The sequence below is a fragment of the Pedobacter psychrodurus genome, assembly GCF_032678585.1.
GTDB classification, from domain to species: domain Bacteria; phylum Bacteroidota; class Bacteroidia; order Sphingobacteriales; family Sphingobacteriaceae; genus Pedobacter; species Pedobacter psychrodurus_A.
Window position 1 is genome coordinate 28,912 of record NZ_JAVTSN010000024.1, and the last position, 14,183, is coordinate 43,094.

Annotated in this window: 6 protein-coding genes; all 6 read left to right on the forward strand. The window is 39.6% G+C overall.

All coding sequences use genetic code 11. From position 1 onward, the window contains the following. The first annotated feature begins 107 nt into the window (after window positions 1–107). The gene (locus R2S57_RS16390) at window positions 108–2,429 is read left to right on the forward strand and encodes an NADP-dependent malic enzyme (RefSeq protein WP_316846034.1); all 2,322 of its coding nucleotides are present in this window, start codon (window positions 108–110) and stop codon (window positions 2,427–2,429) included. Window positions 2,430–2,435: 6 nt separating this feature from the next. Beyond that, entirely contained in the window at window positions 2,436–3,020 is a 585-nt protein-coding gene (gene ruvA, locus R2S57_RS16395) for a Holliday junction branch migration protein RuvA (RefSeq protein WP_316846035.1), read from the forward strand. 111 nt (window positions 3,021–3,131) lie between these two features. After that, window positions 3,132–10,232: a cell surface protein SprA gene (gene sprA / locus R2S57_RS16400; protein WP_316846036.1), complete on the forward strand. Its 7,101-nt coding sequence runs from the start codon at window positions 3,132–3,134 to the stop codon at window positions 10,230–10,232. A 1,310-nt stretch (window positions 10,233–11,542) separates the two neighbouring features. Then, window positions 11,543–11,683 carry a hypothetical protein gene (locus tag R2S57_RS16405; RefSeq protein ID WP_316846037.1) on the forward strand — a complete coding sequence of 47 codons (141 nt, stop codon included), beginning with the start codon at window positions 11,543–11,545 and terminating at the stop codon, window positions 11,681–11,683. A 1,475-nt stretch (window positions 11,684–13,158) separates the two neighbouring features. Next, window positions 13,159–13,539: a glycine cleavage system protein GcvH gene (gene gcvH / locus R2S57_RS16410; protein WP_147224488.1), complete on the forward strand. Its 381-nt coding sequence runs from the start codon at window positions 13,159–13,161 to the stop codon at window positions 13,537–13,539. 10 nt (window positions 13,540–13,549) lie between these two features. Beyond that, window positions 13,550–13,951, forward strand: coding sequence for a VanZ family protein (locus R2S57_RS16415; protein ID WP_316846038.1), 402 nt, complete (start codon window positions 13,550–13,552; stop codon window positions 13,949–13,951). Window positions 13,952–14,183 lie beyond the last annotated feature (232 nt).

Sequence of the window (14,183 nt, forward strand, 5' to 3'; positions counted from 1 at the left end):
TTCTGTTCATTGCTCAATTGGTCTTATTTAACTTTTTTTGAACGGCTTTTTATTGTAAGCCTCATAAAAAGAATTGTACCTTTGCACGGTCACTAATAAGTTACTTAATGAGTAATACGAATAGAAAGCAAGATGCGTTGGATTATCACTCGCAGGGCCGTCCGGGAAAGATACAAGTAGTACCTACTAAACCAACAACATCGCAAAGGGATTTAACCCTGGCATACTCTCCAGGAGTTGCAGAGCCTTGTTTAAAAATAGCAAACAATAAAGATGATGTTTATAAATATACCGCAAAAGGTAATTTAGTTGCAGTAATCAGTAATGGAACGGCGGTTTTGGGCCTGGGAAATATTGGCCCTGAAGCCGGCAAGCCTGTAATGGAAGGTAAAGGCCTTTTATTTAAAATATTCTCTGATATCGATGTATTCGATTTGGAGCTCGATACCGAAAATGTAGATGATTTTGTAAAAATCGTTAAAGCATTGGAGCCAACTTTTGGGGGGATCAACCTCGAAGATATCAAGGCTCCTGAGTGTTTTGAGATTGAAAGGCGTTTAAAACAGGAGATGAATATCCCTGTAATGCACGATGATCAACATGGAACAGCCATTATTTCTGGGGCAGCATTATTAAATGCCTGCGAAATCCAGAAAAAGAAAATTGATAAAATTCAGGTTGTAGTGAGCGGTGCAGGTGCTGCGGCTGTTTCCTGCTCTAAAATGTACCTGAGTTTAGGGGTAAAAAAAGAGAATCTGGTGATGTTCGATATCAATGGACTAATTGATATCCACCGTACCGATCTGGATGATATCCGCATGAGCTTTGCAACCACCAGAAAAGGTATTTCCAATATCGGAGAAGCGATGAAGGGCGCTGATGTTTTTATCGGACTTTCAGCAGCGAATGTAATTTCGCCAGATATGTTGGTGGGAATGGCTAAAAACCCGATTGTTTTTGCCATGGCCAATCCAAACCCTGAAATTGCCTATGAACTGGCCATTAAGACCCGTAAAGACCTTATTATGGCTACAGGCCGTTCTGATTATCCCAACCAGGTGAACAATGTACTGGGTTTCCCTTATATTTTCCGTGGGGCGCTGGATGTTAGGGCAACCAGCATTAACGAGGAGATGAAAATTGCAGCAGTAAGGGCAATTGCAGAACTGGCCAAAAAATCGGTTCCAGAAGCTGTTAACCTGGCTTACAATGCTCGTAATCTTAAATTCGGACGCGATTATATCATCCCGAAACCTGTTGATTTCAGGTTGATTACAGAGGTATCAACAGCCGTAGCAAAAGCCGCGATCGAAAGTGGTGTAGCCAGAAAAATCATCACCGATTGGGATGCCTACAATGAAGAACTGAGAAAACGTTTAGGTTTGGATGATGCCATTATGAGGGCGGTAACCACCAAAGCGAAGATGGATCCTAAACGTGTGGTATTTGCGGAGGCCGATAATTACAAAATTTTAAAGGCTGCCCAGATTGTAAAAGATGAAAATATCGCTATTCCAATTCTTTTAGGAAACAAAGAAAAGATACAAGCCATTATCGATGAGCATGCTTTGGAGCTGGAGGGCGTAGAGATCATCGATCAGATGCTGAACCCTGAAAAAACCAAACAATATGCAGAATCCCTTTTCGAAAAACGCAAGCGTAAAGGAGTATCTTCTATGCGTGATGCAACCAAATTATTGAGAGACCGTAACTATTACGGGGCTTCGATGGTTGAATTTGGTGATGCCGACGCCATGATTTCGGGTTTGACGAAAAATTATGGTGCCACTATTAAACCTGCTTTGCAGGTAATTGGTGTAGAACCAGGCGTAAAGCGTGTTGCGGGCATGTACATGATGATGACCAAAAAAGGTCCTGTTTTCTTTGGCGATACCACTGTAAACGTTGATCCGACTGCCGAAGAACTGGTGGATATCACTTTATTGATCGATAAATCCGTTAAGCAGTTTAACATCAAACCACGTATTGCCTTATTGTCGTACTCCAACTTTGGTTCAAATGATGGGATAACCCCAAATAAAGTAAGGCAAACGGTAAACCTGCTTCATAAAAACCATCCGGAAATTGTAGTAGACGGAGAGATGCAGGGAAACTTTGCCATCAACAACGAACTCTTGCAGGATAACTTTCCATTTAGCACCCTGGCGGATGCTCCGGCAAACACTTTAGTGTTCCCAAATCTCGAGTCGGGAAACATTGCATACAAATTGTTACAAGAGTTAGGTGGTGCCGAAGCAGTTGGTCCGATCCTTTTAGGACTGAATAAACCTGTTCATATTGTTCAATTAGGTAGTTCTGTGCGCGAAATCGTGAATATGGTTACCATTGCTGTTGTAGATGTGCAAGCAAAAGAAGAAATTGCAACATCAAAACGAAAAGGTATATTTGGAAAAACAACTAAAAAGTAGCATTACATGTACGCCTATATAGATGGTAAATTGACATTCAAAAACCCAGCATACGTTGTGGTTGAAGCCGGAGGTATAGGCTATCATATCAACATTTCTTTAAATACTTATAGCGCTTTGGCTGATGCAGAAAGGTGTAAATTATACACCTGGCTGCATGTAAAAGAAGATGCACATACATTATACGGCTTCGCTGATGAAGGCGAACGCCGTTTATTTTTACACCTGATATCGGTATCGGGAATTGGACCGAATACTGGCAGGATGATTTTATCGTCTATTACCCCCGTGGAAATACAGACCGCAATTGTTAAGGCAGATCTGCCTTTAATTCAGCGGATTAAAGGCTTGGGTGCAAAAACGGCACAACGCCTGGTTTTAGAACTACAGGATAAATTAAAAAAAGAAGGGGTAGATTCATTAATTTCTATGCCTCAACACAATACTGTTAAAGATGAAGCGTTATCAGCATTGGTAATGCTCGGATTCGCCAAACAAACCGCCGAAAAAACTATAGACCAGATATTAAAAGTGACAGAGGGGACCCTTTCGGTAGAGCAATTAATTAAACATGCTTTAAAAACTTTATAGACCCAACTGCCTTTGAAGAGAATATCTACATTTCTGTTTCTCACTCCTCTTATTTTAATTGCTTCTCAACACGCTTTCTCTCAAGTTGTTCCAAGCAAAGCGGATACGATCATGCCAAAAAACAATTTTGGTTTAAAAGAAAAAGAACGTTTAGGGCTTAGTCCCGCTGTTAATCCATTTTATCCATCTCCAAGTAATTTAAAGCGCGTTGTAGAATACGATGCCAAGAACAAACGTTATATAGTTAAAGAACTCATAGGAGAGAATTTTGTTTTAAATACCCAATATTTAACCATTGATGAGTACCAGCGCCTGGTAAACAGTGAGATCAAACGGGGGAACTGGCGCAGCATTTCGAATGCCGAAGTAAGCGATTACAGGAGTACCGGTATTATTCCCCAGATCCAGGTGAACAGCAAAGCCTTCGAAAAATTATTTGGCGGGACCACCATCGATATACAGCCCCGCGGAGAAGCTGAACTTACTTTTTTAGGCCGGGTAAATAAAAACGAAAACCCGCTCTTTAACGAAAGACAGCGGGTGCAGACCAATTTCGATTTTAATCAGAGGATCCAGATGGACCTGGTGGGAAATATCGGAACGAAGTTGAAGATTAAAAGTAATTACAATACTGAGGCACAGTTCGATTTTGAAAATCAGATCAAACTGGATTATACCGGCGGACCGGATGATATTATCCAGAAAATTGAGGCGGGTAACGTAAGTTTACCTTTAAATACGTCATTAATTACCGGAACACAAGCACTTTTCGGTATTAAAACACAGTTGAAATTTGGGCGTTTAAACGTAACCAGTGTTTACACGCAACAGAAATCTCAATCACGGGAAATTAAAATTACCAACGGTGCGCAACAAAATACCACGACGGTAAATATCGATAGCTACGAGGCCAACAAACACTATTTTTTATCACAATATTTTAGGAACAACTATAATAAAAACCTCGCCAACGCACCCATTATTACCTCGCCGATCCAGATTACCAAAATTGAGGTCTGGATTACCAACAAAGCGGGAAATACAACCGATTCGAGAGATGTATTGGGTTTAATGGATTTGGGAGAGAATGTTCCCTTCAATAACAATCTCATTACGGGAGGAACATCCGGGCTGCCGGCAGGAACTACCGCTACGGGTTTCCCACAGCAATCGAACAATCTGATCTCGCAGTTAAATGCGTATCAGGGAGGGGCGGTAAGACAGACAAATTCTAATGCCATTCTTTCTTTTTTTCAAACAACTCCTGCCAACACCAGTAATACCGATAACTTTGCCAAGCTGGTTTATGCCAGAAAACTGACCGAGCGTGAGTTTACTTTTCAGCCGCAACTGGGTTATCTTTCACTGAACAACCCCTTAAATGCTGATGAAGTTTTGGCTGTGGCTTACCGTTATACCTATAACGGTGTAGAGTACCAGGTGGGTGAGTTTTCTACCGATGTTTCTTTTGATGCTGCAAATCCCAAAGTGCTGTATGCAAAATTATTAAAGAATGAAACTACTAAGATCCAACTTCCAACGTGGGATCTGATGATGAAAAATATTTACTCTACCGGGGGGTACCAGATCAGCAGCCAGAATTTCAAACTTGATATTTACCGCATCGATAACGAAACGGGTGTGGATAATCCGGTAATGACCGAAGGACAAAATACGGCAAACAAACAATGGATTGCCCTGACAGAATTCGACCGTTTGAACCAGCAGAATGAACGCAGGCCTGATGGGGTTTTCGATTTCGTAGCCTCAAATAATGCTTTTGGTGCTTATTCTACTGCAAACAATGCCAACCAGGCAAGCTTGTTCGGCGTGGGGAGCAATGGGCAAACATCTTTGGTTACCAATACCAATTCGGGATATATTACCATCGATCCGGCAAATGGAAGGATTATTTTTCCGGTGATTGAACCCTTTGGTAAAGATTTGGCTGCAAAGTTTTTGCCGAGTGAACAGGCATTGATCAATAAATATACTTTTACCGCGCTTTACGATTCAACACAAACCATCGCTAAACAGCTGTTTCAAAACCAGAACAGGTATACCATTAAGGTAAGTTACCAGTCAGATATTTCTTCTGAGTTTAGCTTGAATGCCATCAATGTTCCCGAAGGATCGGTAAAGGTTTTTGCAGGAACAATGCCGTTAACCGAAGGGGTGGATTTTACCGTTGATTATCAGGGCGGCCGTGTGAGCATCATCAACCAGGCCCTTTTGGTATCTGGTCAGCCGATTAGAATTACTACAGAAAACAGTGAAACCTTTGGACTGCAGCAACGCTCGCTTTTTGGAACCCGTTTAGATTATCGGGTCAACAATAAACTGAACCTTGGCGGTACCATTATGAACTTAACCGAAAAACCTTTAACGCAAAAGGTAAATCTCGGTGAAGAACCCATTTCAAATACCATTTGGGGAGCAGATATTAACTATAGCTCGCCTTCAAGGTTTTTAACCAAATTGGTTGATAAACTCCCTTTCATTTCAACCAAAGCACCATCGAGTGTAACGTTTTATGGTGAATTTGCCCAATTGATCCCTGGTCACCCGCGGGCACTGAATTTTGCAGGCAGTAAAAACGGGGTAAGTTATTTAGATGATTTCGAAGCCTCACGATCAATAATCGATTTGAAGAGTGCCATTGCCTGGCAGTTATCCGGCACGCCACAGTTATTCCCGGAGGCTGATAAGTCGAACGATTTATCTTATGGTTATAACCGGGCAAGAATTGCATTTTATAACATCGATCCAACTTTTTACAATTCGGCGGCATCTACCACTCCTGCCAATATCAGGGGCAACCGGGGAGAGCTTTCCAATCACTATGTAAGGGAAGTAATCGAGCAGGAAGTTTTTCCATTTAAAGAAACAGCAACCGGACAGGCTTTAAATATTACCACTTTTGATGTGGCCTATTACCCAACCGTTAGGGGACCATACAATTTCCGTACTACCGATTTTAGACCAGATGGAAGTTTATTGCAGCCTAAAAATAGTTGGGGCGGTTTTCAGCGGAAGATTGAAACCAACGATTTTGAAGCCTTAAATGTTGGCTTTATCGAGTTTTGGGTAATGGACCCATTCATCTATAAACCGAATTCTACCGGTGGTGATATGTATTTCAACTTAGGAAATATCTCAGAAGATATTCTTAAGGATGGCAGGAAGTCGTTAGAAAATGGTTTACCCGCTACAAACGATCCAAGTAAATTTGATGAAACCGTTTGGGGCCGTGTACCAAAGTTACAGCCTGTTGTACAGGCTTTCGATAACAATGCCAGTTCGCGCCGGGCACAGGATGTGGGTTTAGATGGACTATCGGATGCTGATGAAAAAGTAAAGTTTGCTGCGGCCATTACCCAGATTAAAGGGCAGTTGAATGCCACCGCTTCTACCGCACTTGATGCCGATCCATCATCAGATAATTATACTTATTTCAGAGGTCCGGCTTTAGATCAGATCAATGCCGGTATTCTGAAGCGTTACGAAAAATACAATGGAACTGAAGGAAACTCTAAAACTGCTCAGCAGTCGCAAGAGGAATTAGGGCTTGAAAATTCAGCTTCTACGTCACTGCCTGATGGGGAAGATATTAACCGGGATAACAACATGACCCAAAGCGACGAATACTTTCAGTATAAAGTTTCGATCCGCCCGGGCGATTTAAACGTTGGGCAGAATTTCATCACCGATAAAGTAACCTCGCAGGTAAAATTGGCCAATGGAAATACACAGGCTGTTTCCTGGTACCAGTTCCGGATTCCGATCGGTCAGTACCAGGATAAGGTTGGCGGAATCCAGGATTTTAAATCGATCCGTTTTTTCAGGATGTTTATGACCAACTTTACCGATACGGCCGTAATGCGTTTCGCCAAGCTGCAGTTGATCCGTGGCGAATGGAGAGAATATAATGCTTCAAACATCGCTGCCCAGGTAATCGTTGATCCATCTTTACCGGCCTTAACGCCTGATAATTCTACCATTGAAGTATCTACCGTAAATATTGAAGAAAACGGTAAACGTTCTCCGATCCCTTACGTTACCCCTCCGGGAATTTTGCGTGAACGCGATTATAGCAACTACCGCGGCGATACCAGATTGAATGAGCAATCGCTATCGGTTACCGTAAAAAATTTAAGGGATGGTTATGGCAGGGCGGCATTTAAAACTGCCTATAGCGATTTTAGATCTTACAAACATTTAGAGATGTTTGTTCACGCAGAGGCGGTTAATAATCAGATCTTAAATGATAATGATGTTGCGGCCTTTTTAAGGATCGGAACCGATAATCAGGATAACTATTACGAATATGTAATGCCATTAAAGGTGACCAATCCAGGCACCAGCGATCCGGATGCCATCTGGCCGGAAGCCAACAGGATGGATATTGATTTAACTCTTTTCCAGAATGCCAAACTCGCCCGTAATGTAGCCAAGCAAGCTAACGGACAGCCCTGGCCTACCAATGTTCCCTTTACCTATACCGATGGGGCAAGAACCATTGTGGTAAAAGGACAACCGGATATGAGCAAGGTTAGGGTGTACATGGTTGGTATTAAAAACCCTTTGCGTGCGGCCAATGATGAACGTGCAGACGATGGCCAGGATAAAAATGCTTTGGTTTGGTTTAACGAATTGAGGTTAACCGAATTTGATGAAAGAGGCGGTTGGGCAGCAACAGGAAGATTAAATTTAAAACTTGCAGATTTTGCAGATGTAAATATTTCAGGCAGTAAATCTACAGTTGGTTTTGGTTCAATCGATTCAAAAGTGAGCGAAAGAAACCGTGCCGATAATGTACTGTTGGATGTGTCTTCGGCGATGGAACTGGGTAAATTCCTGCCACAAAAATCAGGGGTAAAAATCCCAATGTTTGTGAGTTATTCGAAACAGGTTTCTACGCCTCAGTATAACCCGCGAACTCCGGATATCGAGCTGAAAAATGCTTTAAGCCAATCAACCAAAGAACAAAAAGATTCGATTTTAAACTTTGCGCAGGATTATACGGTAAGACGGGGCATTAACTTTACCAATGTCCGGAAAGACCGTGTAAACAACAGCAAGCCGGTTCACCTTTGGGACATCGAAAACTTTTCGGCAAGTTATGCTTACACGCAGTACAATCACCGCGATTTTATCAACCAAAGCAGCATCCAGAATACCTATAGGGCATCACTACAATACAGCTATTCAAAAGAAGCGAAAACCATAGCGCCTTTCGAAAAGATCATTAAATCGAACATGCTCGCTTTACTGAAAGATTTTAACTTCAGTATTTTTCCTAGTGCGATCAACTTCAGGGTTGATGTAGACCGCTTGTATTCAGAAAACACGCTAAGAAATAACGATCCGAACAATAGCATCGGGGTTTACCAAAGCGGTTATGGCACTACCTTTAATAAAAACTTTACCATGAGCAGGATTTATGGTATTGCCTGGAACCTTACCCGTTCGTTACAGTTGGATTTTAACGCAACCAACTATTCAATTATTGATGAACCAGATGGCAGGATTGAAGGATTAAAACGTGATACTGTTTGGGAAAACTTGAAACGTTTAGGCCGTACAACCGATTATAACCACAACTTAAATGTAACCTATAATCTGCCTATCGATAAAATACCCGGACTAAACTGGGTGACGGTAAAAACCCGTTACGGTACCAACTTTAACTGGCAGACCGAACCGCTTTCTACCTTGCGCGATCCAAACATCAATTTAGGTAATACCGTACAGAACAGCAGGACCGTTCAGATCAACCCAACCTTAAACCTGACTACACTATACAATAAGTTTGGTTTTATCCGGAATGCAGGAAACGATCAGGAAGGAGGTGGGGCAAAGAAATTTTTCATTAATTTATTAACGAGCGTGAAAAATGTGAATGCCAGCTTTGTACAAACAAAAGGTATTTTCCTACCTGGCTACCTGCCAACAACCAAGTATTTTGGTATTGATAATGCCACCGGTGCACCAGGTTTAGGCTTTGCTTTTGGTAGCCAGCGCGATATCCGTGAGATGGCACTGAACAATGGCTGGTTAACCACCGATACCCTGCAAAACCAATTGTATGTAAATACGCTTAGGGAAGATTTACAGCTTACCGGACAAGTAGAACCTTTTAAAGATTTACGGATCACGCTGAAGGCTAATAAAGCGCAAACGCGGAATTTCTCTACTAACTTTAGGTATGTGGCCAGTACCTCATCATTCGAAAATTTAAGTGCCATTACAACCGGCGATTATAGCGTTTCTTACATTGCCCTGGGTACAGCCTTTAAAGAAAGCAATTCAAATACCGTTTCCAGTTTGTTTAATCAGTTTATGGCCAACCGGATTGTTATTTCGAGAAGATTGGGATTGCAAAATCCCAATTCATCAGGTGCTGATGGAGGTTTTGCCGACGGTTACAGTAAAGAAAGTCAGGATGTAATTATCTCTGCTTTTATGGCTGCCTATTCTGGTAAAGATGCCAGTAAAACGAAAATGAATGCCTTCCCTAAAATACCGCTTCCAAACTGGAGTTTAACTTATAGCGGTTTAACCAGGATACCATTTATTGCCGATAAATTTTCGTCAGTAGACATCCGGCATGGTTATCGCTCTGCCTATAATATCAATGGATTTAATTCATTATTGCGTTATCAGGAAACCAACGGTGGGGTAAGCAGCAGGGATGTGAACAACAACTTCTTACCCGAATACCAGTTTGCACAGGTAACCATTTCCGAATACTTTTCGCCATTGATTGGGGTAGATACCAGGTTTAAAAATAACCTCACCGCCTCTTTTGAATTAAACCGTTCGAGGCTGCTGGGCTTGAGTTTATCAAACAGTCAGCTGGCACAGTTATCAGAAAACAATATGGTTTTGGGACTGGGTTACCGTACCAATAAATTCCGTTTCCCTTTCGGATGGTTTAAAAGCCTGAAAATGGATAACAACATGGATTTTAAGTTAGATGTAGCTATCCGCGATAATAAAACGGTGATTTACCGTGCCGATGTTACTGAAGCCGAAGTTTCTTCAGGTGCAAAAAACATTACGCTTAGGCCAAGTGTAGATTATGTGTTAAACCAGAAGTTTAATATCAAGTTATTTTACGATTCGAACATTACCAAACCTTATACTTCACAAACCTTTAATACTTCTTTCAGTAATTTCGGTTTTAGTTTAAGGTTTACATTAAATTAGAAAGCCAATTCGATTAATATTAATATTATACTCACTAATTTTAAGCCCTTGAAACTAGCGCGATCGTCATGCTGATTCGATAGCTATCGGATTTATTTTACAAGTAGAAATAGTGTTTTCAATCGTCTTGTAGCTACTATGTGGTCAGCATCTTCCTGCTAAATGGACCCTAAAATAAATTACCTTCGGTGAGCTCGCTTAAGGCTCGGTTTACTGCGTAGCTTTCCGCCGCGCTAAAGGTCAGGGTGACGCTATGAATGAAAAATGTCTGTAGTATACCTTTAAAGGAATATTAATCGAACTGAGGTTAGAAGATAGAGTCAGAGTGTTAATGATCAGTAAAGCCTGCATAAATGATCAGGTGTTGCACTTGGATTTTCTTTTAAAAATATATCTGTCATACAGATAATCTGAAAGAATTTCTCGTGCTTTATACAGATGGGGATTGGGATGCATATTTCTTATACGCATGCGATAGACTCATCTGTCAATTTTCATCAGCATAGAGACGACTGCTATCGGCTGTACTTTTCTTTCCATGATATAGCAATATACAACGGACATAAGGTTCATTAATAGCGGCTACGGAAATGCCGCCTGTTTTGAGCCATGAGGCTGTATCATAAATCGTAATTCAATTAAATTTGTCGCGTTGAGCTCAGCCTGTACAGAGCTTGACGAAGTATCGAAACGCCTTGTAAGACATTTAAAACAGTTCCTTCGACAAGCTCAGGATGACAATTCTATATTTATTAGACAGCCTCACGACCCAGTTTTATTCTATGTTTTTTGCATGCCTAGTATTCAACCAAAATACAGTGCTGGTCAATAGGATAAAAGCAACCATAATAATAGGTTGCACGAACAGAAGAACTGTCCAAAATAGCGTGCAAAAAATAATTGCAATAATAATTAGCTTACTCATATTTTTGGTTTTTGGTTAGATGTTTGTATGGTTAGATTTACATATATACGTATTTTTTGATGTATCCGGTTTTATTTTTATAAAATTTTTTATTTTTTTAAGCTTACATGCGTTTTAAAAGGTGCTATATAGTTGTATTTCAAAGTATTAATAAGGTTTTATAGTAAAGTATATGTGTAAATAGTCAGGAGTGACGAAATCTTGTTGTTAATGGGAAATCAGTTTTTTGTTGTGGTTATTTTTTGTGTTAAACAATCGAGAGTTTTGTTTGAAATGGGAGTTTGGGCTTATTCGCCGGATTTAATATTTCTGATTTGTCCAATTACTTTTTTTTGAACTGCGGTTCACTTTTTTCTAAATTTGCACATATTTAAATACTCAGATTATGAAAAAGCAGTTCACAACAGACTGGATGTTAATTTCGTTATTAATTTGTGCTTTAATTATGGTTTTAATCGATATGGCCAGTCAGAACAGACAAGTCCAAAAAAACAATAACTCCTTTGGAGTTTCTTATAGCCGGTAAAATTAGGAGCGGTTCCACAAATACGGCTACATTTCCTTTAAATTGCTCTCGGCCCTTGATTCTGCTGCAGGTAAATGTATCTGCACAAGTTCCTGCAGGTTAATAAACCCATACCTTCTGCGGTGTTGTGTTACTTTAAGTTTTTTACTATGTTTGCAGTCTAACCAATTATTTCTTATGAGAGACCGTCCAACGGTGGACTGGGTATTGATTGCTTTGTTGATTTTGGCACTAATGCTAATGATATTTGATTTCCATTACCAGAAAAAACGCGCTCAAGATAGAAAGAAATCGATAACAATAGCACATCAGAACTAGTGACGTATCTATAGGTACGATGCCTGTACGTGTTGTATAATGCCCCTAAAAGTTAGACACCAGAGCGAATTCAAACTTCTGCCCGAAATCGGTATGGTAATTGCATAATAAAATAAGTGGAAAAGACTATGACATTGGGGCTTTGGATCATAAGGAAAGATTTTTGATAAATATCCAGTTATTACGCCGATCGTCAAATGTTCTTTCTATAAGTTTAGATACGAAAACCCGATCTGATGATTGTTAAAATCGTATAGGTTAGTCATGTACTCAATAGCGATATACTTGTGCCTTAGAAAAGTTCCTCAAATACCTACATTTCCAATTAATATGAAAAGGAGATTTTTCATGAGGCTCTTGTTTTATTTCCTGTGAAGTTGAGAAAGATACCTTTATTTGCGACGCCACTATGAATAATAAGGTATAAAATTATACCGACCGATTTAAAATGCTAATGGTCAGATCGACTGATTATAAAAATAAACAGATCGAACAACCATTTTATAAAACATTTCGTATGTATTAATTTGTTATCTATAACTAACCAAATATTATGAGCAACTTTAATATAATTGGATCAATATTTACACTATTACTTATCATCTCATTACTGGTGTGGATAATTACGATGGAATGAAACGCTATGGTTGGGGCATAAAGATTTTGATAGGGTGATTAGCTTTAAAGCACTGAAGGTTTTGAGAACATCATATTATTAATAGAATATAATTGAGTTTTTTCAGGTAGTTACACGAAGCAAGATTCAAGCACTGTCTGATCACCCCATAACTTTTCTGCCGAACATAATGTGTTTCTTGCTGAGAAAAATCAATCATTGGTGTTTTGAGTGGAATTACGTAGCTTAAAGTTAACGAAGTATAACAGAACCAGCAGCTGGCAATCAGCCTGTATTGAATTCCCTTGTGTAACTAACCGCTTCAGCTCACATAGCCAGAAATTCTTACCTTTTGCTTATATCGTGTAATGCTGACACAATTAATATTTTTAAGTTAATTTGTTGGGCATTGCGATATGTGAAAGTAAATTGTATTTTTGGAGTGTAAACGATAGGAATGCTTAAATGTTTGCAATTATGCATGCAAGCCTGATAGAGCAATAAACTTAAATAACTTATTTTCATAAAATATATATAAATAATGAATTTTCCATCAGAATTAAAATACACTAAAGACCACGAGTGGGTTAGAGTTGAAGGTAACGAAGCTTATATTGGCGTAACTGATTTTGCACAACGCGAATTGGGCGATATCGTTTATGTTGATATTAACACTGTAGGTAGCGAGGTAGCTAAAGAAGAAGTTTTTGGTACTGTAGAAGCTGTTAAAACAGTATCTGATTTATACATGCCAGTTACCGGAACAGTATTGGAAGTTAATGCTGAATTAAACGATAACCCTGAATTGGTTAACTCTGATCCATATGGACAAGGATGGATGGTAAAAGTATCTTTAGCTGATTTAGCTGAAGTAGATGGTTTATTAACAGCAGAAGCTTATCAGGAACTTGTAGGTGCTTAATTCTAATATTTTGTACAAAACACTAAAACAGCAAAAATGGGCCATTCTTTGGACAGTTGTTGTTTTGGTGTTTTGTAATATGCACATTTCCGATTCCGTTGGAAAAAGCGGCTTTTTCTTCGAAGGCTTCGATAAAATGACCCATATGGGTTTTTTCTTTGTTTTATCTGTATTACTTTTCTATGGTAAAATAAAATACCAGCATACCTATGCTTTCAGGACCTTAACCATTTTTAAGGTTTTACTTGTCTGTGCTATCATCGGTGGCGGAATTGAACTATTACAATGGAAAGTTTTTACCTATCGTTCTGCAGAGTGGTGGGATTTTGGCTGTGATATGTTAGGCGCATCAATGGCAGTTTTTAGTTATGTATTGCTCCATAAATTAAATTTCAATGAGAAGAAAAGTTAGCATCATTTGTTTAATCGCGACCATGTATTTAAGCGGCTGCAGTATTTTTAAAAAGAACTGTAACTGCCCAAAAGTATATTACAAAAGTTATCCTTCTCAGCAAAAATAATCCTCTTACTGATCAATCTTCCTGTTTGATCTGACTACCTTCCCTAGGCTGTATTTAAAATGTTACCAAGCTTTTAACACACCTTAACAAACCTTTCGGCTTTTCTACAGTCTGATAGCTTAG